The organism is Anabaena cylindrica UHCC 0172 (genome assembly GCF_034931625.1).
In the GTDB taxonomy this organism is placed as follows: Bacteria; Cyanobacteriota; Cyanobacteriia; order Cyanobacteriales; family Nostocaceae; genus Anabaena; species Anabaena cylindrica_A.
Genome location: NZ_JAYGGY010000089.1, coordinates 1 through 23360 on the forward strand (window position 1 = coordinate 1; position 23360 = coordinate 23360).

The 23360-nt window shown below is 40.3% G+C and carries 20 protein-coding genes; 11 read left to right on the forward strand and 9 right to left on the reverse strand.

Going from position 1 to position 23360, the window contains the following annotated elements; translation table 11 throughout:
* Positions 1 to 191: 191 nt before the first annotated feature.
* From hflX to gshB, 3 genes are all read left to right on the forward strand, one after another.
* Positions 192 to 1928, forward strand: coding sequence for a GTPase HflX (gene hflX / locus VB713_RS19165; RefSeq protein ID WP_323313163.1), 1737 nt, complete (start codon positions 192 to 194; stop codon positions 1926 to 1928).
* 170 nt (positions 1929 to 2098) lie between these two features.
* Positions 2099 to 2362, forward strand: a complete 264-nt coding sequence (grxC, locus tag VB713_RS19170; RefSeq protein ID WP_323313105.1) for a glutaredoxin 3 — start codon at positions 2099 to 2101, stop codon at positions 2360 to 2362.
* Between the two features lie 38 nt (positions 2363 to 2400).
* A complete protein-coding gene (gene gshB / locus VB713_RS19175) occupies positions 2401 to 3381 on the forward strand; it encodes a glutathione synthase (RefSeq protein WP_323313106.1) in 981 nt (326 codons plus the stop codon).
* A gap of 134 nt (positions 3382 to 3515) precedes the next feature.
* Here gshB and ftsZ read toward each other — a convergent pair whose 3' ends face one another.
* From ftsZ to VB713_RS19190, 3 genes are all read right to left on the reverse strand, one after another.
* Positions 3516 to 4805 carry a cell division protein FtsZ gene (gene ftsZ, locus VB713_RS19180; protein WP_323313107.1) on the reverse strand — a complete coding sequence of 430 codons (1290 nt, stop codon included), beginning with the start codon at positions 4803 to 4805 and terminating at the stop codon, positions 3516 to 3518.
* A 1050-nt stretch (positions 4806 to 5855) separates the two neighbouring features.
* The gene (locus tag VB713_RS19185) at positions 5856 to 6773 is read right to left on the reverse strand and encodes a cell division protein FtsQ/DivIB (RefSeq protein ID WP_323313108.1); all 918 of its coding nucleotides are present in this window, start codon (positions 6771 to 6773) and stop codon (positions 5856 to 5858) included.
* Between the two features lie 410 nt (positions 6774 to 7183).
* On the reverse strand, positions 7184 to 7492 hold the full coding sequence (locus VB713_RS19190) for a hypothetical protein (RefSeq protein WP_323313109.1): 309 nt from the start codon (positions 7490 to 7492) through the stop codon (positions 7184 to 7186).
* 413 nt (positions 7493 to 7905) lie between these two features.
* Between VB713_RS19190 and VB713_RS19195 the strand changes: the two genes are divergently transcribed.
* The 5 genes from VB713_RS19195 (at position 7906) to VB713_RS19215 (ending at position 13652) form a co-directional block, all read left to right on the forward strand.
* On the forward strand, positions 7906 to 8736 hold the full coding sequence (locus tag VB713_RS19195; protein WP_323313110.1) for a photosystem II manganese-stabilizing polypeptide: 831 nt from the start codon (positions 7906 to 7908) through the stop codon (positions 8734 to 8736).
* 609 nt (positions 8737 to 9345) lie between these two features.
* Positions 9346 to 10122 (forward strand): RNA polymerase sigma factor SigF, encoded by a 777-nt coding sequence (locus VB713_RS19200; protein ID WP_323313164.1) that lies wholly within the window; start codon positions 9346 to 9348, stop codon positions 10120 to 10122.
* 165 nt (positions 10123 to 10287) lie between these two features.
* Positions 10288 to 11148: a hypothetical protein gene (locus VB713_RS19205; protein ID WP_323313111.1), complete on the forward strand. Its 861-nt coding sequence runs from the start codon at positions 10288 to 10290 to the stop codon at positions 11146 to 11148.
* A gap of 166 nt (positions 11149 to 11314) precedes the next feature.
* Positions 11315 to 11566 (forward strand): hypothetical protein, encoded by a 252-nt coding sequence (locus VB713_RS19210; protein WP_323313112.1) that lies wholly within the window; start codon positions 11315 to 11317, stop codon positions 11564 to 11566.
* 154 nt (positions 11567 to 11720) lie between these two features.
* The gene (locus VB713_RS19215; RefSeq protein ID WP_323313113.1) at positions 11721 to 13652 is read left to right on the forward strand and encodes a hypothetical protein; all 1932 of its coding nucleotides are present in this window, start codon (positions 11721 to 11723) and stop codon (positions 13650 to 13652) included.
* Between the two features lie 216 nt (positions 13653 to 13868).
* Here the strand turns inward: VB713_RS19215 and VB713_RS19220 are convergent, their stop codons facing one another.
* The 3 genes from VB713_RS19220 to VB713_RS19230 form a co-directional block, all read right to left on the reverse strand.
* Complete coding sequence (locus VB713_RS19220; RefSeq protein ID WP_323313114.1) at positions 13869 to 14150, reverse strand: hypothetical protein; 282 nt, start codon at positions 14148 to 14150, stop codon at positions 13869 to 13871.
* Positions 14151 to 14171: 21 nt separating this feature from the next.
* On the reverse strand, positions 14172 to 15218 hold the full coding sequence (locus tag VB713_RS19225; protein WP_323313115.1) for an ABC transporter permease: 1047 nt from the start codon (positions 15216 to 15218) through the stop codon (positions 14172 to 14174).
* 154 nt (positions 15219 to 15372) lie between these two features.
* On the reverse strand, positions 15373 to 15891 hold the full coding sequence (locus VB713_RS19230; RefSeq protein WP_323313116.1) for an adenine phosphoribosyltransferase: 519 nt from the start codon (positions 15889 to 15891) through the stop codon (positions 15373 to 15375).
* Between the two features lie 418 nt (positions 15892 to 16309).
* Between VB713_RS19230 and VB713_RS19235 the strand changes: the two genes are divergently transcribed.
* Together VB713_RS19235 and VB713_RS19240 are read left to right on the forward strand one after the other, a co-directional pair.
* Positions 16310 to 16936: a DUF3038 domain-containing protein gene (locus tag VB713_RS19235; RefSeq protein ID WP_323313117.1), complete on the forward strand. Its 627-nt coding sequence runs from the start codon at positions 16310 to 16312 to the stop codon at positions 16934 to 16936.
* The gene (locus VB713_RS19240; protein ID WP_323313118.1) at positions 16933 to 18366 is read left to right on the forward strand and encodes a DUF4335 domain-containing protein; all 1434 of its coding nucleotides are present in this window, start codon (positions 16933 to 16935) and stop codon (positions 18364 to 18366) included. Before VB713_RS19235 ends, VB713_RS19240 begins: the two co-directional genes overlap by 4 nt.
* A 76-nt stretch (positions 18367 to 18442) precedes the next feature.
* Here the strand turns inward: VB713_RS19240 and VB713_RS19245 are convergent, their stop codons facing one another.
* Positions 18443 to 20713, reverse strand: coding sequence for a transglycosylase domain-containing protein (locus tag VB713_RS19245; RefSeq protein ID WP_323313119.1), 2271 nt, complete (start codon positions 20711 to 20713; stop codon positions 18443 to 18445).
* A gap of 442 nt (positions 20714 to 21155) precedes the next feature.
* Here VB713_RS19245 and VB713_RS19250 point away from each other — a divergent pair, with 442 nt between their 5' ends.
* Complete coding sequence (locus VB713_RS19250; RefSeq protein WP_323313120.1) at positions 21156 to 21608, forward strand: hypothetical protein; 453 nt, start codon at positions 21156 to 21158, stop codon at positions 21606 to 21608.
* Between the two features lie 221 nt (positions 21609 to 21829).
* Here the strand turns inward: VB713_RS19250 and lspA are convergent, their stop codons facing one another.
* Together lspA and VB713_RS19260 are read right to left on the reverse strand one after the other, a co-directional pair.
* A complete protein-coding gene (gene lspA / locus VB713_RS19255; RefSeq protein ID WP_323313121.1) occupies positions 21830 to 22300 on the reverse strand; it encodes a signal peptidase II in 471 nt (156 codons plus the stop codon).
* Between the two features lie 213 nt (positions 22301 to 22513).
* On the reverse strand, positions 22514 to 23101 hold the full coding sequence (locus VB713_RS19260; RefSeq protein WP_323313122.1) for a biotin transporter BioY: 588 nt from the start codon (positions 23099 to 23101) through the stop codon (positions 22514 to 22516).
* Positions 23102 to 23360 lie beyond the last annotated feature (259 nt).

Sequence of the window (23360 nt, forward strand, 5' to 3'; positions counted from 1 at the left end):
GTACCCTACGGGAAGCAAGCTACAGAATGACACTTTTAACCCGTTTTTAGTATATTTTAGGCGAACCTATCTATTTGGGAAACCTGGACAAAACCTTCCTCCCTCACAAGATAGAGCGTGCAACCCAAAGCTTGTTGTAAAATAGACAATAGAACAATTAGGGGGGGCCAGTTAACTGGTCATATACGTCTATAGAGACTATCTTCGGTAATCTTCAAGGTTTGAAGTCCAGCCATCTGAAACAACTACAGAGGCTGTACCACCAGCGTATATCGGGCGATCGCATTACAACATCTGAGTTCGCCCAACGTCTGGCAGCAATTAGCACAGAACTAAATCAACCTGTATGTGCCTACCTCAACCGTCGCGGACAAGTCATCCGAGTAGGGGTAGGCACTCCGCGTCAAACCCAAATTCCACCGCTAGAACTGCCTCGTTACGGTGCAGAACGTCTGAGTGGTATTCGTTGTATAGCCACCCATCTCAAGCCAGAACCACCGAATGAATCGGCATTGACGGCAATGGCACTACAGCGATTGGATGCTCTGGTAGTGTTGAATATTACTGGTACGGGATTTACAAAACGGGGTGGTGGGGCGACTGGATATGTGAAAGAAGCTTATTTAGCTCATTTAGTAGCTAGTAGCAAACAGCTAGTTTTAACTCAGTCTGCGGGAATTAGCACCCCAGACTCAACTTCCTATTCCAGCATATCGCCACCTTTGAGTTTAGATGCGATCGCTGAACAAGATTTTCTGGACTTGGTAGAAAGTCTAGAAGAGGAATTTAGTAGGGAATATACTGCTCAGGAAGTAGACGCAGATCATGATCGGGTTGTGATTGTGGGCGTAATCACTGATAGTACCACTGGTCAACAATTCCAGGACACCATCGCCGAATTAGTGCGGTTAGTGGATACAGCGGGTGGAGATGTTTTGCAAATACTACAACAAAAGCGATCGCGCATTCATCCCCAAACCGTCATTGGTGAAGGTAAAGTCCAAGAAGTCGCCCTCACAGCCCAAACCTTAGGCGCTAACCTTGTCGTCTTTGACCGCGACCTCTCACCGGCTCAAATCCGCAACCTAGAAGCACAAATTGGTGTTAGAGTCATTGACCGTACAGAAGTAATTTTAGATATCTTTGCCCAACGCGCCCAATCTGGTGCTGGTAAATTACAAGTAGAACTAGCACAGCTAGAATATATGCTGCCACGACTCACCGGTCGGGGTAAATCCATGTCCCGACTAGGGGGTGGGATTGGGACACGGGGTCCTGGTGAAACAAAACTAGAAACAGAAAAACGGGCTATTCAAAAGCGGATATCCCGACTACAACAAGAAGTTAACCAGTTGCAAGCACATCGTTGTCGGTTACGTCAAAGACGACAACATCGGCAAGTTCCTTCTGTTGCTGTTGTGGGTTATACAAACGCTGGCAAGTCTACCTTGCTCAACGCCCTCACTAATGCCGAAGTTTACGCAGCCGACCAACTTTTTGCCACCCTCGACCCCACCACACGCCGCTTAATTATTCCTAATGCGGATACCAATGAACCCCAAGAAACCCTCATTACAGATACAGTAGGGTTTATTCATAAATTACCACCCTCCTTAATGGATGCCTTTCGCGCCACTTTAGAGGAAGTTACAGAAGCTGATGCCCTATTACACTTAGTGGATTTGTCCCATCCTGCCTGGTTGAGTCATATTCGCGCAGTTAGGGAAATTCTCGCCCAAATGCCCATAACTCCCGGCCCGGCGTTGGTTGCTTTTAACAAAATTGACCAAGTTAGTAGCGAGGCACTAGCTTTAGCTAAAGAAGAGTTTCCTCTAGCAATATTTATCTCCGCTAGTCAGCGTTTAGGTTTAGAGAACCTCCGCTATCGCCTATCCCAGTTAATTGCATATGCCGTTGATGATGGGTAAATAGTTTTACCTAAGTTTCATCAGCCTTAAACCTGGGTGGGGAAGTTGATTATGACTGATCTACTCAGGTTTAATGATGAATTATGGAGTTTTCCTCTCACCTCAACGTCTTCTCACTCTCAGTGGTAACGGTCTAAAATTAAAGAGTATTTGATTAAATTGAGAAGTTTATGACTGCAAAAGTAGAAATTTACACTTGGGCTACCTGTCCGTTTTGTATACGGGCTAAAAACTTACTGAAAAATAAGGGTGTTGATTTTATTGAATACTCTGTTGATGGAGATGAAGCCGCAAGAACGATAATGGCTGAGAAAGCAAATGGCAGACGTTCTGTACCCCAAATTTTTATTAATGATGATCACATTGGTGGTTGTGATGATATTTATGCTTTAGAGAATCAAGGCAAATTGGATGATTTGCTAACTGCGGGGTAGATGCAGTTACGCAAAATTTAGTGATTGAGGTATAAAGGGTGAAACTGGCTTTTATTATTGATCCCATCCATCAACTTGACCCATGCCATGATACAAGTGTTGCGCTCATGGAAGCAGCGCAAATTCTCGGTCATGAGGTGTGGATAACTCAAGCCAATTTACTGAATGTTGTGGATAGCAAGGCTTGGGCTGTTCTACAGCGGGTAGAACTTGTACCAATAGAATTGGTCGAGGGACGTTGGGTAGCAGCGAGTTCTTGGTATAAGTTAGATCCTAGCATCTTAACTCCCTTGGAATCAATGGATGCTGTTTTCATGCGGACAGATCCACCTGTGAATGATTCCTATCTCTATGCGACCTACATTTTGGATTATATTGACCAAAATAAAACTTTAGTGGTTAACAGTCCCAATGGTATCCGCAGTGCAAATGAAAAAATGTATGCACTTCAATTTACCGAATGTATTCCCGAAACAATTGTCAGTGCTAACAAACAAGTTATTCGCCAATTTGTAGAAGCCAAGGGAGCAACAGTTCTCAAACCACTGGGAAATAAAGCTGGGGAGGGTATTTTATTTTTGCAATCAGGCGATCGCAATTTTAACTCTATTGTTGAACTCAGTACCCTCCAAGGTCGAGTCCCAGTCATGGTACAAAACTATTTACCAGCAGCGAAGGAGGGAGATAAACGGATTATCTTGCTCAATGGTGAACCGATTGGGGCGCTTAACCGCCTTTCCAGTGGTAGTGATTTTCGCAATAATATGGCCACAGGCGGTACAGTCGCTCAAACCGAAATTACCCCCAGAGAGCAGGAAATTTGCGCCCTTGTAGCCGATAAACTACGTCAAGACGGCTTAATTTTTGTCGGTATTGACGTGATTGGTGGCTATTTAACAGAAGTCAATGTCACCAGTCCGACAGGAATTCGGGAAATTGACCGTTTAGATGGCACTCGTCTTGGTCATCAGGTCATTCAATGGCTGGAGCATTCACTGCAAACAAAACAAATCCAATAAAGCTTGGGGTAGCAACCAAATTGCTTACCCCTATCCTAGTGAAATAAACCCTAAAACTAACCCAGAAATCGTATACAGTACTCAGTCGAAACTGAGACTGCAAATTTAATCTAAAATCTCAAATCTACAATCACTTAATTTTTGGGTGGAGTCCTCCGTCTTTGAAGAAAATCAGGAATATCTAACGAGGGTTTTTCTTTCGGTTCGGGAGTTGGGTTGGGTTGATTTACAGTTGGTTGTGGTGCAGGTTTCCTGGAAGTTGTGGTAGGAGTTACTACCCTGGTGTTAGCTACAGTTTGTTGTGCCGTGGCTTGGATTTCACCAGTAAAACCAGTAGCAATAACGGTAATTCTCACTTCTCCTTGGAGTCTGTCATCAATTACTGCTCCAAAAATAATATTGGCATTGGGATCAACCACTTCATAGATTGTTTCCGCCGCAGCATTCACCTCATGTAACGTCAAGTCGCTACCACCAGTGATATTGAAGACAACTCCTCTAGCTCCTTCAATAGAACATTCTAGCAATGGAGAGGAAATTGCTGCGATCGCAGCTTCTCTAGCTCTAGATTTGCCAGAACTAACACCAATCCCCATTAGAGCCGATCCTGCATCTGCCATTACTGCCCGGACATCGGCAAAGTCAACGTTAACCAAACCAGGAATCGTAATGATATCAGAAATACCTTGTACCCCTTGACGCAACACATCATCCGCGTAGCGAAATGCTTCTTGTACAGGTGTTTGTTCAGGAATCACCTCTAACAGCTTGTTGTTGGGGATAATGATCAGGGTATCAACTCGACTTTTTAATCCTTCTACCCCTTGCTCTGCTTGGCTGGTGCGTCTTCGTCCCTCGAACACAAATGGCCGGGTAACTACACCCACAGTTAGAGCGCCCATTTCTTTAGCTATTTCGGCGACAATTGGAGCTGCACCAGTACCAGTTCCGCCCCCCATACCGGCAGTAATAAATACTAAATCCGCACCTTCTAAAGCCGTAGCAATCTCATCACGAGATTCTTCTGCCGCCTTTTGACCAATGGCAGGATTACCCCCTGCACCTAAACCCCTTGTTAGCTTTTGTCCAATTTGTAACCGACTAGGAGCGCCCGCTAAGGTAAGAGCTTGGGCATCGGTATTAATTGACCAAAACTCCACCCCAGAGACATCAGACTCTATCATGCGGTTAACAGCATTGCCGCCGCCACCACCCACACCAATCACTTTAATATTGGCAACTCGGCCGGGAACAATTTCACCAATGCGGTTATTTTCCGTCATCTTCCTACTATCATGATTTTGTCCGAAGTTCAGCCCAGCGCTATTAAAGGGATTGTTGGAGTTAACTGCTAAAGATAATCCTGGTTGTCCCATAGCTTGGGCATTTTTATAGGTAAGTTCTTGGTTATTATCAAGTGTCATTGGATTTATAAAGAGGTAGATAAACGACTTTTTCCGGTGTTATTCACCTAAGAGTCAACTATGGTTTCATACTGCCACAATCTCTGGAAATGTTTTTATTGTTCCCACTGCTGCCAAACCGAATCGGATTGGAAGTGCGATAATTAGCTATGGGAAAAGCTTTAAGCACAAGAGATTTGCTAAAATCAGCAATGCTCTTTACATGAAAAGCTTTCTCACAGGAGCAAGCTATGCTGCGGACGGCGTAGCCATCGTGCAACTAATTTTTAGAGAAGTATAACTACATTGTCAGAAGATCAATCTATATAACTTGATCTAGAAATATTTTTCAACTAAATCCGACAGGGCTAGTCATCTTTTACCAGAGCAAGGTAATTCTTGCAAGCCTACACTAACCTGAAAATAGTTACAGTGTAAGCAGTTGACTGCTATGTTGCTGATTTTCGTCCCGGTATGTCCTTAGTCTGCTCAATATCCTCCCAGTGTTTCTACTAAAATTTTTTATTAGTAATCAATTTTACAACTTTCGTTGCATCTTTCTTAGTTAATTACTAAATTTTCTTTCGTGAAATGAATGTATATCTTTACCCCCGGTACTAATTAAAATACGTAAAAAAGCTATTCTATCTGATTTTAGAGTTGATTTACTAAAGATTATAAAGTAGTTGTTATACACCTTAGCAGAGGAAAAGCAACTCCACACTCAAAATGATCAGCAGACCAAAAGAGTTGTCAGGATAGACGATAGGACAGATGATCTGCGTTAATCAGATGGTATCAATTGAGTATCTGTTACTCTCCAACGTTTGTCTATCATTTATCCTGCTATTTTTATCAAAATTTAATACCAATTTTTGTTTCGGTGGCGCGGACTGTGAAAATAACAAATATCTTTAGGTATAGAAAAGTAGTTGATTTCTAAATAGTAGTTGCTCAATCACATGGTCTAGTGCAGGATGGCGAAAATAACTATCCAGTGAAAAAAGTTTAAAAAGCTGATAAAACTTGCTTTCTTTGCTCCTACCTTATGCCTCCTTGCACTAAAGCTACTTAGGGATTTTGGGGATTGATTTTCGTTTTTTGGTTCACTTGTACTAATGGGTAGTCAGGATTTTTGAGATCAATGTAAGCTATTTGTCCAGGATTGAATTTTGTAGGTAAATGCTGCATTTGAACAAGGACTTTGATTTTTTCAGATAATTGGGCATTGGGAAGACCGAAATGTACATTTCCTAGTTCTGTTTTCAAAATCAAATTTGTGGGATCTTGACAATCAATTTCTGTTACCTTCACAGAACTTTGACTGACAGCTTGATAAAGTTGAGTCCAATAGGGACGGTATTGTTCTGGTAAACCAATAACTTTGAGACTAGGCAATTTGGCAGTGGGATTAAGTGAAGTGTATTTTTCCAAAGGCATCCAAACACCAGTGGCATCTAGTAAACCCACATCACCTTGTTGGTTCTGCTTACTGCTATTTTGCAGACATGGTTGTGGTGGGATTTCGTCCGATTTTCCCGAAGTTCTAGACTGAGGATCGCAACTGGTTGTTCTTTGTCCTGGGAAGGTGTAAGTCATTGCTACTGGCAATCTTTCCTGAATTTCGATCATCAACCCAGGAGGAAATAAACGACGGCTGACAGTTGCTTGTGCGATCGCTGGTTGTTGCTTCAAAGTTTCGGCAATTGCAGACGGTTCAAGTCGCCATAAAGATTGGGGGTAGGATAGGGCTAAAAGTGACTGAATTTTCTGCTCCGTCAATAATTGCTTACCTGATGTCATAACTATTTGTGTAGGAGCTTTTAACACCCACATGGGCTGGATTGTTACCCAGAGCAATCCACCTGCTAGACCACTAGCGGCTAATGTTCGCCAGATGGTTTGGATAATTTTCATCCGCCGCTGCCGACGTAATTTTTGACGGCGCTGGGCTAAATCCTTACGGGAAACTGAGACTATACCGGCCATTAAAACCCCTTTCTGGTTTCAGTCCAATTCGTTTAGATGCGCTCGGCTGATCAACTAATTTTATTGAGAATTTTATTGAGAAAATATCTGGAAACCTTTGATACTCTATCAGGTTTAGGCAATGCTTAATGGCATTCTCATAATCATCATGATTGTGCGATTGCGCGGAGCGCTGTTTCGTTAGATGCCCAGAGAGCTTTTGTCCGTTCACTTCGTTATTTTCTCTACGAGATGCTACCGTCTTGCTTCCTTGGAGGGTGACACCGCAGTCATCGCCTTAATGATGGCATCAACCTCAAGCATTCCCTTGAGAGTTGATTGTAGCCATAAGTTTAGTAACTTCCACCTCAAAACTGATTTTTAATTTACCATTCCCAGGATTTATCCCTATCCTGCGGGTTCTCAGTGTTTTAAATCACAGGATTTTCTTCCTCAATTTTCAGTAAAAATGCTTGTAGTCGCATCCGTTCAATATAAGGCCAACCACCTTCCGACTCAATATCTTTGAGAAGAGAGTAAAGTCTTTGACGGTTATCAGGCAAACTATCTTGAAAAATGCCATCACGAATCTCTCTATGTAGCTTTTCTAACTGTCGCAGCAAAGCTAACAGTGCAGTAACATCTCCTTGACAAGCTTGGGCTGAATCTTGCACAGCAGCGGTAATTACCTGTAATTTCTCGGTAAATTGCTCTGATTCAGAATTCTTATTGTTGCTCATGCAAATCTCTCCATGTATACAAGGTAAACTCAAATTTACCCAAGATTTTGGGTTTTCTATTGTTTGTCGGTCTTAATTTAGTCAGCTGCCACTCTAGACCGAAAGTGAAAGCCCTGCGTTGAGAGTTCTGGTTCAGATCACAGAATCAAGCGGAAAGCCGAGAAGCCACTTGGCTTTTAGACAGTGGAGGAACGGCGACACTAGCGATTTTATAGAGCATCCAGCAAACGTGCCAAAGGAAAGCGATCGCTTCTAAAACAAAGCAATGAAGTGTAGCACAACCTCTACTGCAACTAAATGGGATCGATAAATTATTACTTCCAATTAGAGTGCTTTGATTTTGAGTTAAAAAAAATCGTATGATCTGGCTGAGTTGACAACTTTAGATATTAATTTTCACATTGAGGTTGACCATGAGGTATCGCGCTTTAATTATTGCATTCTTGGCTTTATGCTTAGGGCTAATCACTGCTTGCAGTGACGCTCCCTCCTCTAGCACCAGAGATTTACTTACTTACGAACAAATTCGCGGCACTGGCTTGGCGAACAAATGCCCCCAACTGTCAGAAACAAGCCGTGGTTCGATTCCTCTGGATACCAGCCAGTCCTACACCATTAAAGAACTGTGCTTAGAACCAACTAGTTACTTGGTCAAAGAAGAACCTGCTAACAAACGACAAGAAGCAGAATTTGTACCGGGCAAATTGTTAACTAGATATACCTCCACCATTGACCAAGTACAAGGTGACATCAAAATCAACCCAGATAATAGTCTCACCTTTGTAGAAACAGATGGTCTTGACTTCCAAGCTATCACTGTCAAACTTCCTGGTGGTGAACTGGTTCCTTTCTTGTTTACAATCAAAGACTTGGTTGCACAAACACAACCCAATTTGACCAGTATTAACACTTCGACGGACTTTGAAGGCACTTTCAAGGTTCCTTCTTATCGTGGTGCAGCTTTCCTAGATCCCAAAGGTCGTGGTGTCGTTTCTGGATATGATAATGCTGTGGCTCTCCCCGCCCAAGCGGATGCTGACGATTTGACCCGCACTAACGTTAAGCGTGCGGAAATCCTCAGTGGCAAAATTTCTCTACAAGTCGCCAAAATAGATAGCTCTACTGGCGAAATCGCTGGTACTTTCGTGAGTGAACAGCCCTCTGATACAGATTTAGGTGCTGGTGAACCCAAAGAAGTGAAGATTCGTGGTTTATTCTACGGTCGAGTTGAAAATCGCGGCTAAATTCTCTTGATTACAAGAGTTAACATTATAAAATTTAACCCAATTGCCCTCCTTTTTTCAGAGGACAGTTGGGTTTTTTAACGGAGACAAAAACTCCCATCTGCTTCCCAACACCTCTAGTTTCCTCAGTAAATCAACATAAATTAACTAGAATTGTTTAAAAATTCAATAAATTGAATGGAATGAATTACGTACTATTACAGAGAAATAACTTTTGCTGATTGAGAATAACAATGCTGATGATGCATGGATACTTACAAGTAAATATAATATTGTATTTGCTAAATTAAGTACGATCTCGGTTTGACATTAAGGGCAGAATTGTATAGTTTGATTCTAGAGGTTCATTATTTAATACGATACACCACATACAAAATTTCATTGAAGAATAACAAAAAACCAATTCAGCTATAAATCACACTAAATTTTCAACCCATCCTAGATATGACTGAATCGCCAAACATTGTTACTTCTGTTTCTTGCCAGAGGATTGTTGATCTGGACAGAGGGCGATATTCTGCTTACCGCAGGCATCGCTAATACAAAACGCTACAGCCATGTTTGAGAACAATTACTCAACTTAACCATTTATTGAATCCCCAATGTGCCATGCCTACCACAGCCACGAACGAACTGAAACATGAAATTTCACAGTTGTTGAGAGAGTATCAGACATCTCCCTCAGAACGCCTCCGCAATCAACTAGTGAAACTAAATTTTGGACTAGTGAGAAAAGAAGCTCACTACTGGATCAATCAATGTCAAGAGAGCTATGACGATTTGCTCCAGGTTGGCTGTTTGGGTTTAATTAGAGCTATTGAAAAATTTGAACTTTCTAAAGGAAACGCTTTTAGTTCTTACGCCATTCCGTATATTAGAGGGGAAATTCAACACTACCTTAGAGATAAAGGTGTGACTATGCGGATACCCCGACGGTGGTTGGCTCTACAACAGCAAGCAATTGGGGTTTCCCGTTCTTTACGTGAAAAATACAACCGCCAACCTACAGACGCGGAAGTAGCAGCAGGATTAGAAATTTCCCACAGCGAATGGCAAGAAATTAAATTAGCCTGGGTTAATCGCTCTCCTTTAAGCCTAGATGTACCTGTGTTGGATGGAGAAGAGGGTGCTACTTGTTTAGGTGAGTTAGTTCCAGATCCTCGTTACCGGAGTTTTCAACTAGCCCAAGAAGACCAAATGCGTCTGCACCAAGCACTAATACAGCTAGAAAACCGGACTCGTGAAGTTGTAGAGTGCGTATTTTTGCAGGATTTGACACAGAAACAAGTTGCTGAACATTTGGGTATTAGTGTTGTTACCGTTTCCCGGAGAGTCAAAAAAGGGCTGGACTTGCTCAAACAACTCATGGGTACAGCAGAAGATTAACTGCAAAGAAGCTTAAACTGTGGTTTTGCTGGAATGACAGTGTTAAAAACAACCCTCGAAATGTCAAAATGTAGGTTATAAAGAAACAGACTTCGCCTTTAATACTAAATTTTAGGCGTGTTGATTTCCACAAGTAAACTTTCCTATAGCTTTCGAGAACAGCTAATGGGTATAAAAACACAAATTACAACTGCGGCTATTTTAACTTTAGCGATCGCTGGATGTACTTCAGGCGAAACACCAGAAGCTACTAACACTCCTAGCCCCGCTAACCCCGCGCCAACCTCTGAAGCGACAGCGCCCAAACCACCGGCAGATTCAACCTTTGTCAATCCGGTAATACCTCCCCCAGCTAATCGAAATGCGATCGCTAATGGTGGCATTATTCAATCAACTCAAATCCAGCCACGTTTGCTGGAGATCCAAAAAGGGCGGACTGACCCCTTTGCCCAAATAGTCGCAAATCCAGCGGCTCAAATGTCTAGCAATTCAGTCCCAAAAGCAGTTCCTAAATTGCCTCCCTTACCGACTCCAATCCAACCACAAACCAATCAAAATAGAACTCCAGGTCAAACAAACAATCCAGCACAGGCAAGACAACAAGGCAACCCTAATGGCAAAGTTGCTATTCAAACAAGGCCTAAACCTATATCAGCCCCAGTTCTGCCTAAGTTGCAACCTCAAGTTATCACCAAAGCACCCATAGTGCCTGTATTACCACCCCAACCACAACCAGATTCCGCAAGAGCGGTTTTAGTAAGTGGTGTGATTTTAATTGGTAAACAACCCCAGGCAATTATCAAAGTACCAGATGAACCAACGAGTCGCTATGTACAAAGTGGACAACGCTTGGCAAATGGTGTTTTGATTAAACGCATTGAAATGAACCGAGGTTCTGATCCCGTTGTCATTTTGGAACAATACGGTATTGAAGTAGCTAAATCAGTGGGAGAAAAACCTGCCAACTCTGATCCATCAAAGACTGCTGCTGCTGGCAATCCTATTTCAATGGTTACACTGCTTTAAAATTTTGTGATCATCTAAACCCTGACGGTGAATTAAATGCGGCTATCAATCTGAAAAAACAGATTAGCTTAACCGTGTCTCCCTCATTTGGGAGTGCCGTACACGGGGTTTAAAAAACCAAAAATAAAGTTTAATTACCGGATATTTCCGGTTTTATATTATTTTTATGGAGCAGACTCAGGAAAAAATTGAATTTGCTAATTTGCCTTTAGCTGTATATCGGGAAATAGCAGCCCATTTGCGTCAGGTAGAAGGGGTAGAAGTGGATTTAATTCCCCAAACATCTTCACAATTTGATTACAATCAAAGCCAAATTAGTAGTTTGTCTATTTCGTGGACACCAAATACCAACGAGGAAAGAGTTAAGCAAATTTTAGCATATTATCAAAACCTCTATGGTGTTTCTTCTTTGTCATAGTATTAGCTGGGAATTTTAAATAATATTGATGGGGTGTTTCTCTGGAACACCCTTTTTTAGTATTGTAGTTACAGTAGAGCATTCTTTTTTCCGTAATCTTTTTTGTCTCACGCAGAGTCGCAGAGGCACGGAGAGGAGGAATTTTATTGTAGGTATGGTTATTGTAGGTATGGTTAATATGAATCCAGAATACGAAATCCGCGTTAAACATTTTGCTGTTTTGAAAGAGAAATATCAAGCAAGTAATTATGAAGATTCTTCTCCTTCTAGTCCACTTTATTTTATTCTCAGAAAGGCTGATTTAGGAGTCGAAATTCAGGATTTAGAATATATTTGGTTACAAACAGAACAACTTTCAAAAACGGTTGAATTTATTAGAAATGAACAAAAGCACAGAAGCAAAGAAAGGATAATATTAGGAGGAGATTTTACAAAGTTAAAGTCAAAATATCAAGTTATTAACTCCAATATTGAATGGACAGCAAGCCCTTTATATTTTATACTCTGTAAAATTGACTCAGGTGATTTTTTAAATGAGAAAGAATCTAATTGGTTAATATCGCACGGGTTTAACAAAACAAAATCAATTGCTATTGAAACTCGAAGATTTTTTAATCTCAAATCTAAATATAAAGCTAATCAATATCAAGATTCTTCTCCTGATAGTCCACTTTTCCCTATTCTCAAAAAAATAGACATTCTAGAACGTTTAACAGAGTCAGAATATAAATGGTTGCAAGATAAACAACTTTTAGACACTTTGGGGTTTGTTGAAAAACAAGAAGCACAAAGAAGAGATGAGTTTATTGAGTTAAAGGAAAAGTATCAAGCTACTAAATATGAAAATAAATCTGTATCCAGCCCATTATATCCAATTCTCAACAAATTAGCAGGAGACGAAAAACTAATTGATACGGAAATTGCTTGGCTAAAGGAACAAGAACTAATTGAAACTATTGCTATTGCTGAAGAACAGGAAAAAACACGAGAATTTGCAGCTTTGAAGTTTAAGTATAAAGCGACAAAATGTGAGGACTTATCACCAAACTGCCATCTTTATAAAGTTCTAAAAATAATTGATTCAGGTATTTTATTAGCAGAACAAGATGTTAATTTTCTCAAAAAGCGTAATTTGCTGGAAACACTTAAAATTTCTAATGATAAATATGTTGATTTCCTAAAAACAAAAATAGGAGATTTAGATTTTTTCGTAGATGCAAATATAACATGGTTACAGAATAATGGATATGGGCATATTATTAACATTGCTTACGACGAATATGCTGATAAGCTACAGTCAAAAGTAGCGGCATTAAAATTATTGAAGGATACGGAAATAGATTGGCTAAAAACGAATGGTTATCAAGATGTTATCATTTTGATGGAAGCAAAACATTTTGATGCACTCAAATCAAAGTATCATCTTTCAAATTATCAAAATAAATTATTAAATAGTCCTTTGTATGCTATTTTGCAAAAATTAGAAAAAGCTGAGAGAATAGAACCTAAAGATGTTGCTTGGTTACAAGAAAATGGCATTTTTTATGATAAGATCTGGACTAAATACCACAGTATCGAAGCAGATTTTTATCAACAAGAGTTTAAACGCACTAGTAATAAATGGAATTTAGCAAATGCTAGTAGTCATTTACGCAAAGTAGATAAACCAGAATTAGCATTACAGTTAACAAATAACTTACTACTAGAGCAGATTTCAGATAATAAACTCAAGTCAGCTTTATTAACTACTAGAGGTGGAGCATTTAGAGATGTTGATAAATTAGATGCTGCGGAAACTTGCGCTCGTCAAGCTATGAAGTTTCAGCCAGATAGTCATCATCCCTATACATTAATGGGAGCTATTTGTTATCAACAAGGTAAATATCTTGAAGGTGATAACTGGTTTAAAGAAGCAATTAAACGTGGTGCTAATCCAAGAGATACTGATTCAGAAATTAAGTCAGTTTTGAAAAAGACGAAGGACGAAAAACAGCGTCATGAGCTAGTTTATTATCTCTTGAGAAAAGATTCAAAACGATATGCTTGGGCTAAAGATTATCTAAAAAAACAGAAGGATAAGAAATAACAATTTTCAATTTAATTTTTGTAGTAGAGACGTTTTATATAGCGTTTCCTAGTACCGTGCGGCGTAAGTGAATGAACCATTTTTAAGCCTTGTAATTAATCAAACTTTCGTAGCTTTTAATGGTCATCTTATTTACGCCGTGTTGTACTAGTCTCATGAAGTACAAAATCATCTGCGTTCCATTCTTACTAATTGCTCCCTTGTTTACCTAAAAAATTAACTATGCTGCAAAAATTCAATCTTAGGTAATAAAGGATCACTCACAATTCCTGTACCAGCAAAACCCCACCGTTTTACTAAACTTCCTACTTGTGTACCTGTAACTGATTCGACAGCTAAACGATTGGCTAAATCAGCTGCATGGGTGTTCAAATAACTGAGAGCATCAAAATCTTCTTTAAACAATAATAAATATCCTGATGTGTTATCATCAACACGCGCTGTAAGATATTTGCCATCTGTTCTTGACCGAATAATATAATAAACTTCAGAAAGCATAATTCTGGTGATTGGTGATTACTAATTCAAATCTTCTAATTTGATTCTTGGATCTGCTGCTTTTAACATTAAGTCAGCAATTAAATTACCGATAATCAATAAAACTGCGCTCATTACTAAGCTGGCCATGACTAAATATTGATCTTTCGCTAAAACGGCTTGTAAAGTTAATTTACCTAAACCTGGCCAATTGAAGAAGTTTTCTGTAATAAATGCACCGCTTAATAAACCTGCTAGTTCAAACCCTAATAAAGTAATTAAGGGGTTAATTGCATTCCGCAACGCATGAACATAAATAACGCGGTTTTCTGGTAATCCTTTAGCGCGTGCTGTTTGGATATAATCTTGACGCAATACATCCAATAATTGACCACGCATGATGCGTTGTAACCCGGCAAAACTGGTGATACTTAGGGCAATTAACGGTAAAATCATATGCCAACTAATATCTAAGATTTTACCAAATCCTGTGAGTTCAGCGTGATCGATGCTGGTCATGTTACCCACTGGGAATAATGGGGTGGTTATTTGGGCGAAGAATAATAGAAATAAGGCAGTGATAAAACTAGGGAATCCTTGTCCAGCATAGCTTAACACCTGCAAAATCTTGTCTGTGGGGCGATTTTGCTTAACAGCAGCGAGTGTACCCAAGGGAATAGCGATCGCCCAAGTTATAATTAAAGATGCGATCGCTAACAACAACGTCGCTGGTACTCTTTCCCATAACAACGACGATACAGAACGTTGGTAAACAAAACTTGTCCCAAAATCACCCTGAGTAATAATTTGTTTTAACCAAAATACAAATTGTTCTGGCCAAGACTTATCTAACCCAAATTGTTGCCGTATTTCCTCAATCCGTTCTGGTGAAATTTTGGGGTTTTGTCTCAGTGTATCTACATAATCCCCTGGTGACAACTTCATGATAAAAAACGACAAAGCCGACGCTAAAAAAATAGTTAATAGCGCTTGCAATAATCTTTTAATTACATAAATAAATGTCTCATTTGTCACTAGTCTCACTAGTGCATTCCGAGTTGTCTCCAAGGAAATTTTCGTAGATGTCATAATTTGCCAGTTATCACTTATTGAAAACCAATAATTAACAATCAAGAATTCAGGAGTCAGGAATCAGAATTCAATTCTGTGCAAATGCTTGCTTCTTCGCAGGAGTATAAACGGGTTTAAATCCTCCACTAATTTATTCTGACTCCTTCTCATTTCAATATTCAACCAAGGAAATAATCGGCACATCAGGCAGATGTTTCCGCCCTTGTAAATCCCGTAGCTCGATAATAAACCCAAACCCCACAAGTTCGCAGCCAATCTTCTGTACCAACTTAGCCGTTGCGCTTGCAGTTCCACCCGTAGCAATCAAATCGTCTACAATCAAAACCCTACTACCTGGATGTAAAGCATCCTGATGTACTTCCAAGCTGTCTGTACCATACTCTAGTTCATAATCAATACTATGAACTGCCGCTGGTAACTTTCCTTTTTTGCGGACAGGAATAAAACCAGATCCTAATTTATAAGCTAAAGGTGCGCCGAAAATGAACCCCCGCGACTCCATTCCCACAACACAATCAATCTGAAATTCAGATTCAATACATTTTTGTGTTAAAAGGTCAATAGTATAGCGCAAACCCTCTGGATCACGCAGTAAGGTGGTAATATCCCTAAATAAAATTCCTGGTTGAGGAAAATCTGGTATGTCACGAATCAGAGACTTTAAATCCATAAAACAGTGATTAGGTAATTGGTAATGGGTAATTGGTAATGGGTAATTGGTTAGGAGTGTTTTCTAGCCTCTACTTTTGAGTTCCCAGTCCCTAGTCCCCAATCCCCGATTCCAGATACCTGGAAAATCGTACACTATAATGTCATACGCTGGAGATTGAGGCTTGTGTTTCGTCACTTGTTGACAATAACTTAAAATTTCATCCCAGCTGATGTATCTTGGCTACTAAACCTTAAGCAAGTAGGTGATCTGATGGTTTAAAACTTTCATTACAGTATAGGGAAATATTTGAGTAACGAAAGTAAGTATTGTATATATTGAGATGTTCATGTCATCACCAGCCTAAGTGCTGGTTTGACTATCTATCTTAAATTTTGTTTCACTCAGTTTGTTGGCAGCGCACAAGGTATTTTAGAGAATGAATGTTTCCGCAAGTTTAACGCCGTTTGATAGTCCAACTCCTGAGGCAATGCCCATGATTTTGGATACTTTACCAGATCCTGCGATCGCAGGACAGGGATGCCCCCGAAGAACTGCTTTGCAAATAGACCTCATGTTACTGGCAATTGAAGCCTTAGAGCTTGGCGGTTCTGAAGCTATCCTCGCTTTTGCCCAAGAGTTAGACCTGACAGGAATTATTAAAAATCGGGTAAACTTATGGCGAATGAGAGCTTCTAATCCCTTACGAAGAGCGCATATCCGCCGCCCGTTAAGTATCATAGAAGCGAAAGCTTTAGTAGTGATTGCTTGCTACATAGCCCGACGATTAACAGTTGTCATCCGTCAGTTACTAATGATATATCAGCAATTGTCTGAAAAACAGATTCCACTAGAACAAAATCTACGTCTAGCTAATTACCTAGAACGATTTAGAGCGCATTTTAAAAGCCGGATGAATTCCAGACGGTCTGTTTTATTAACCCTAGATTCTGATGAAAAATTAGATGAACTGGCTATAGATTTATTAGGAAAATTACTATTCTGCACAGGTACAGCTGGAATGCAGCGGTTCTGGATTTCTCTTTTTGACGGTGAAGTAGAATGAATATTCAACGTAAATACAGTTTACCTAATTGCACGCTGCTCTTAGAAGGGTTAAGTGATGTCACACTATCTGGACACTTTCAAGAACTGCGCCCAGAGCTATCTATATTGGTCAATGCAGAATGCTATTTATCTAGTTATACTCAGCCCATAGCCGGAGGGCGGGAATTTTTTGAAAGCTTGGTGAGAGCAGTAAGTGCCTATGCTCAAGAATTTTTAAGTAGTGTACCCAACCCCCAAGCACATAACCATGAGTCAGAGTTAGTAGAGTTGCAAAAAATTGATAGCAATCGACATAAGTTGATTGTGCATTCAGAAATTCCTGCCGAAGGTTTTGAGTCTAAATCAAATGATCTTAAACAGCCATTTATTCAAGTTGATTTGAATACTGTGCAGTTGTTTGATTTAGTTGAAGCGGTAGATCAGTTTTTTGCTGACACCCAAACTTTACCAGAATTATCACTGGAACTACAACCTGTCACCAGACGTTATGGTGGTGCTAGTCAAGCGGTATTAAAACAAGCAGTACCAGCGACTGTAGGATTATCAACTTTAGCAGTAGCTGCGATCGCTTTCAGCCTAATTCCTCCTCCCCAAGTACGTCCACCAGAACCAAAGCCAGAGGAACAGTCTAGTACCACAACACCCACAGCTTCACCTACAACCACAGCCACAACCACACCTACAACCACACCAACTACAACACCAACATCCTCACCCTCGCCGACAGCAGCGGTTATTAAAGATTTAGAAGCACTTCTCAATTCAGTTCCAGAGATTACAGATCCTTCCCAGCTACGTGCATTGAATCGCCGGGTTTATAACCAAATTCACCCAGCTTGGAAAAATCGTTCTGAATTGACAGAGAATTTAATCTATCGTTTGGGTGTAGCTGCTGATGGCAGTATCGTCGGTTATAAAGCTGTCAACAAAGGATCAAATGAAGCCGTAGACAAAACCCCACTGCCAAATCTACTATACAATCCTGCTAACCGTAATATTGCTAACGAACGCATCGCCCAATTCCGAGTAGTCTTTACTAAACAAGGCATCTTAGAAGTTAGTCCTTGGCTGGGATATGCGAGAAAACCAGAGGTAATCGGCGAAAAAATCACTGACGCAAATACAGTCAAAGATTTAAACCAAAAGCTTTATAATACAATTCGCCAAAATTGGAGCGTTACACCCACTTTTAACAAAGATTTGAGATATCGGGTAGCAGTAAACAAAATTGGTGTAATTGCTGACTATGAACCACTCAATCAAGTCGCCTTTGACTTTTTTAGAGAAACACCATTACCACAGATGTTCCAATCCGAATACGGATCAAATACTGCTGCTCCTAATAACAAAGACCCCCTAGCTCACTTCCAAGTAGTATTCAAATCTAACGGAACATTGGAAGTTAATCCTTGGCAGGGATATAAGTAATTGGGGACTGGGGACTGAGGACTGGGGACTGGGGACTGGGGACTAGAAAAACTCTCTCTAATCACCAATCACCAATTTATTTAGTAATTCTCCCCATATAATTTCCCCATAACTGAGCGGCTTGAGCGCTGCTACCAGATGTGGGGGAATTATTGTCATTACCTAACCAAATACCAGTTACAAGTTGCCGACTGGGAATAAAACCAATAAACCATAAGTCCACGTTTTTATCAGTTGTACCGGTTTTACCCCCTTCACCCAGTCCTAGGGAAGCACTGCGACCAGTACCTCTAGTGATGACACCACGCATTAATCTCACCATCTCATCAGCAACTCCTGGCTTCAGGACTCGCCTGTTGCCATCTGGATCTTGGTCGAAGGAATAGATAACACGACAGGTTTTTAAATCCTGACGATCTTCACAATCGCTGCTGTCTAAAATCCTGCTGATAGCATGAGGAGGATTCCACACACCACGATTGCTAATAGCACCAAAAGCTCCAGTCATTTCTAAAACATTGACGACACTTTGACCTAGAACTAAACCAGGAACTGGATCAAGTGACGATTTTACCCCTAGACGCTTGGCCATATCCACTACTTTATTTAATCCAACTTCTCTGGCAACTCTTAACGCAATGGGGTTTTCAGAGAGAGCCAAACCGGTGGCTATATCTAAACTACCACCAGCACCAGACCGGCATGGTCTGTAGGTAAAACCTTGCCAAGTTAAAGGAGCGCAAGAATAACTTCTTGATGATGATATTCCTTGTTCAATTGCAGCAGTGTAAGCAAAAATCTTGAAAGTGGAACCAGGTTGTCTTTGAGCTTGAGTAGCACGATTAAACTGACTTGTTCTGTAATCAACTCCCCCTACCATTGCCAAAATACTGCCACTTCTAGAGTCTAGAGTTACCATCCCACCTTGTGAAAACCGAAAACTTGAACCTGCGTTACTAACTGAATTTCGTAGCGCTGATTCTGCCTGGGCTTGAATGGCTGGATCTAACTGGGTTTCGATGATATAGTTGCCCTCTCTTGCGGCTCCTTCCCCTAAAATTGATTCCAGTTCTTGAAAAACGTAATTATAAAAGTAAGGAGCAATTGTCTGAGCTTGCCTTTCGCAGACTTTGGGACTAACTTGGACGGTAGATCGTCTGGCGCGATTGGCTTCTTCAGGGCTAATTTTGCCCATTTCCAGCATTCGTTTAATCACACGATTGCGATAATCAGCTGCTCCTAGTTTCTTTGGTCCATCTCCACAAAAATCGAAGGCGTTGGGAGCAGGTAAGATACCTACCAGCGTTGCTGCTTCTGAGAGAGTTAATTCTTTAGCTGACTTCTCAAAGTAATATTTAGCCGCATCTTCAAAGCCGGAAGTATCTGCACCTAAAAATACCCGATTTAAGTAAGTAAGTAAGATTTCATCTTTACTGTAAAAGGTTTCTAGTTTAAGTGAGACAATTGCTTCCCGCACTTTACGTCCTAAGGAATCTTGTCTACCTACATAATCGCGGAATAAACTACGGGCAGTTTGCTGGGTAACAGTACTAGCTCCTTGTTGGACATCACCTGTGCGGCTATTGATAAGTACGGCTCGCAAAATTCCTAAAGGGTCAACCCCAAAGTGCCAATAATAACGACTATCTTCAGAAGCGACGACAGCGGCAGGTAAATAAGGGCCAAACTCTGACAACTTTTTCAGGTCTACGTGAGCAATATTCCGAGGCTCTCGGAGTGGGGTAGAGCCATCACGAGCATAAACAATTACAGGGGCTTGAGTAGCTGTTGGTAGGGGTCTGACGGTGAATTGAGTCCATTCAACACCAATTCCTAGCGCCAATAAGGCGCTGACACTGCCAACACCATAAAGACCCCAGGTCGCTGCTTTGATATACCAGGCTGGAGGATAGACGTATTGCAATCGGACAGAGGCAGCAAGTTCTGGTGGACCCAACGTAAAAACATCACCATGACGCAGTTCGAGAGAAGTGACTCGTCGCTTACCAATATAAATGCCATTGGTGGAATTTTCGTCTTTGATGGTGAAAGTTGGGGTTCTTTGACTGGAATCGCGGGACAGGGACAGGTGAATTTGACTAACTACTGGATTGCGGACAACGATATCGGAGGATTTGGAGCTACGACCGAGAATATAGCGATCGCCCAAAAGGGGGTATATTTCCGCTTTATCCGCTCCCGCATCCTGCACCCAGAGTTCCGGTACTTTGGCATTAGGCTTGAGCGCCAGTTTGGAAAAATCAACCCTAGCTTGAATGGTATTTACTGCTTGAGTCAGTTGACCAAGTAAAGTTTGTGGCTTTTGAGGAGGTTGCGGGGAACTCATCGGCTATATCACATCACATCTATATAGTGAAGACAAAATTGTAGGGATCGCAATTTTAATGCTAGTCTGACACCATTTTACTCACAAGCCAAAAATAAATTGTTTGTACTGAATTTTTATGTAACTTATTATACAAACTTATTCATGACTGACAAAATTAACTGGTGATTTTTTGCACTAGTCTAAATATATATATATTCTTGCTACTCCAATCAAATGCTTATTTTATCTGAAAAAGCTATTTGCATACATTCAACTACTATATTTATTTTTGTATTGATAAAAACTACCATGAAATTAACAAAAGTTTTAAATATTACCTCTACTCAAGATGACTACCACATTACCCCATATTTTACATCTTCATTTAGACAGATTTTGTCCAATAAATTGTCTGATTTAATTAGCGAAGTGTTCCGTTGACCTTGAGGTTAATTTCAGAATGAAGGGAAAATCTCTGACCTTAATTGGTACAGCCATAACTTTGGCATTTACCAGCAATGTTGCTATGGCTGAATCCAGTAAATCCCTGTTCACCGAATCAAGTAACTCATCTATTAGTTCGCCAACGGAAATTAAAATGTCACCAGAAGGGATGAAAATTCTCTGTGAATATTTCCCTCTGAATTCCCGTTGTCCAGGTGGTATACCGCTTAATGCGAATGTTCCTTCTTTTGTTCCAGCAGTAGAAACTAGTCCTGGAGAAAACAACGTCAATCCTGATACAAATATAGTACCAGAAACACCAACTTCCCCAGAGTCTAATAATTCTAGTCAATCAACTCCTGCACCAGAAAGCCCTTCTGCACTTGAATTTGGTAATTCAGGTAGCACTACTGAACAAACAGAAGGTGTCTCTAAGCAAGTACCCGCATCTGATATTCGCACTCCTTAATGAACAAGTTTCGCTACGTTAATTTGTTCAACTAAGGGATTGTTAAAACACTTGTATTAAAAAATAATCTCTATCACTAAATCAACGGATTTTTGAATGTCAAAAATGCAATGGGATTAGCGATAGAGATTTAAATTATTGAGTCAGAAGTGGGATATGAAATTTGTAAGAAAGTTTAATCAACTTGAGGATGTTTGATTTGAGATTAGTTCCTGTTAGGTTCATCTCCGCTGAGAAGTTGATGTTTGTGGCAATGAGGCAATTAACAAACAAACAATACCAATACTAATAAAAGAATCTGCCATATTAAATACAGCAAAGTTAATGAGGCGAAAGTCGAGAAAATCAACTACGTAGCCTAAGAAAAATCTATCAATACCATTACCCATAGCTCCACCTAAAATTAAACCATAACCTAATTGCTCCCAAAGAGTTAAGACTGGGCCTAGCGATGCGATCGCAATCAATACTAAACTTACTCCTAAGGATAGCCAGCGCAACCACTCTACTCTTCCACTTAACAGACTAAAGGCTGCACCAGTGTTTGTGACATAAGTGAAGTGAAAGATCCCTGGAATTAATGGTAGTGTTTGTCCTAAAGCAAAGGTTTTCACTACCCAGTATTTTGTCAGTTGGTCTAGAGAAAAAGCGAACAAGGCAGAAATCCAAAAGAGGCGATTTTTTAAACGCATGGTGAATTAGTCATTAGTCATTAGTCATTAGTCATTAGTTATTGGTCATTAGTCATTAGTCATTAGTCATTAGTCATTAGTCATTAGTTATTGGTCATTTGACAGACCACTAGTACCACCGTGAAGTCAAAAGTCAAAAGTCAAAACGAATACAGCGTAAGTTTTTCAGAGATTTAGAATGGTTGGTTTATTTACGCCGTGCTGTACTAGTGACTAATAAAACATTATATGTCTTAGCACATAAGCTACTATAGTGACGGCACAAACTACAACTAATTGTCCTGGTAGTGAAAACCAGGAATATTTTAGAATCGCTTGTATTAAAGGTAAATTTTCTGCACCTCTGCCCGGAAAAAGATAGCTGATCATCAAATAAGCAATACCGCAGATGTGTACTGTTAATAATCCACACAAGCAACTAAAAGCCAGTGTTTCTAAACGAGGTCTAGCTTTAAAGGCAAAATAACCACAAATCCAAGCACCTGGAATAAAGCCCAGTAGATAGCCAAATTGAGATAGCTTCACATAACCGATACCGCCTCCTTCGGCAAATACAGGCAATAAGGTTAATCCCATGACTAAATAAGCAATTTGCGAAAGCGCACCAGCATTTTTGCCTCCTAAACAACCTACCAACAGCACTGCGCCAATTTGATAGCTAACACCTAATGAAAAAGTTTTGATTCCTTGCTGACTCCAACTCCAAGGAAAGGTAGTACCATAGGCTTCTAGGAACGTGCCACCCATTGTCAGGAGTAAGCCAATCATGGACCAAAGTAATTGATTGGAAGCAGCAAACATTTATCAGGCAACAGGGAAAAAGGCCAAAGAAAAAACTAACAGCTATCAGTATAAGCGAACGTTACTAATCTGTAAGAATTCAGGAGTCAGGAAGAACAAAGAAGGAAAAAGGAAGAAGAAAATTTTTCCCTCTGACCGTTTCTTGTTTCCTGCGCTATCAAATATCCTGAATCCTTACACTAATCTAGGTTTTAAATATCCTAACTGCTTAAAAGCATAAACCTATCACGTTTTGCAAGTAATTTAGATATATTTAACG

Coding starts and splice junctions, on each gene's coding strand:
- VB713_RS19245 (WP_323313119.1), bottom strand. CDS start 20,713: ATGAGTTCCCCGCAACCTCCTCAAAAGCCACAAACTTTACTTGGTCAA.
- VB713_RS19215 (WP_323313113.1), top strand. CDS start 11,721: ATGGTTATTGTAGGTATGGTTAATATGAATCCAGAATACGAAATCCGC.
- ftsZ (WP_323313107.1), bottom strand. CDS start 4,805: ATGACACTTGATAATAACCAAGAACTTACCTATAAAAATGCCCAAGCT.
- VB713_RS19240 (WP_323313118.1), top strand. CDS start 16,933: ATGAATATTCAACGTAAATACAGTTTACCTAATTGCACGCTGCTCTTA.
- VB713_RS19195 (WP_323313110.1), top strand. CDS start 7,906: ATGAGGTATCGCGCTTTAATTATTGCATTCTTGGCTTTATGCTTAGGG.
- VB713_RS19260 (WP_323313122.1), bottom strand. CDS start 23,101: ATGTTTGCTGCTTCCAATCAATTACTTTGGTCCATGATTGGCTTACTC.
- VB713_RS19210 (WP_323313112.1), top strand. CDS start 11,315: ATGGAGCAGACTCAGGAAAAAATTGAATTTGCTAATTTGCCTTTAGCT.
- grxC (WP_323313105.1), top strand. CDS start 2,099: ATGACTGCAAAAGTAGAAATTTACACTTGGGCTACCTGTCCGTTTTGT.
- VB713_RS19220 (WP_323313114.1), bottom strand. CDS start 14,150: ATGCTTTCTGAAGTTTATTATATTATTCGGTCAAGAACAGATGGCAAA.
- VB713_RS19185 (WP_323313108.1), bottom strand. CDS start 6,773: ATGGCCGGTATAGTCTCAGTTTCCCGTAAGGATTTAGCCCAGCGCCGT.
- VB713_RS19230 (WP_323313116.1), bottom strand. CDS start 15,891: ATGGATTTAAAGTCTCTGATTCGTGACATACCAGATTTTCCTCAACCA.
- VB713_RS19225 (WP_323313115.1), bottom strand. CDS start 15,218: ATGACATCTACGAAAATTTCCTTGGAGACAACTCGGAATGCACTAGTG.
- VB713_RS19200 (WP_323313164.1), top strand. CDS start 9,346: ATGCCTACCACAGCCACGAACGAACTGAAACATGAAATTTCACAGTTG.
- VB713_RS19235 (WP_323313117.1), top strand. CDS start 16,310: ATGAATGTTTCCGCAAGTTTAACGCCGTTTGATAGTCCAACTCCTGAG.
- VB713_RS19205 (WP_323313111.1), top strand. CDS start 10,288: ATGGGTATAAAAACACAAATTACAACTGCGGCTATTTTAACTTTAGCG.
- VB713_RS19250 (WP_323313120.1), top strand. CDS start 21,156: ATGAAGGGAAAATCTCTGACCTTAATTGGTACAGCCATAACTTTGGCA.
- VB713_RS19190 (WP_323313109.1), bottom strand. CDS start 7,492: ATGAGCAACAATAAGAATTCTGAATCAGAGCAATTTACCGAGAAATTA.
- lspA (WP_323313121.1), bottom strand. CDS start 22,300: ATGCGTTTAAAAAATCGCCTCTTTTGGATTTCTGCCTTGTTCGCTTTT.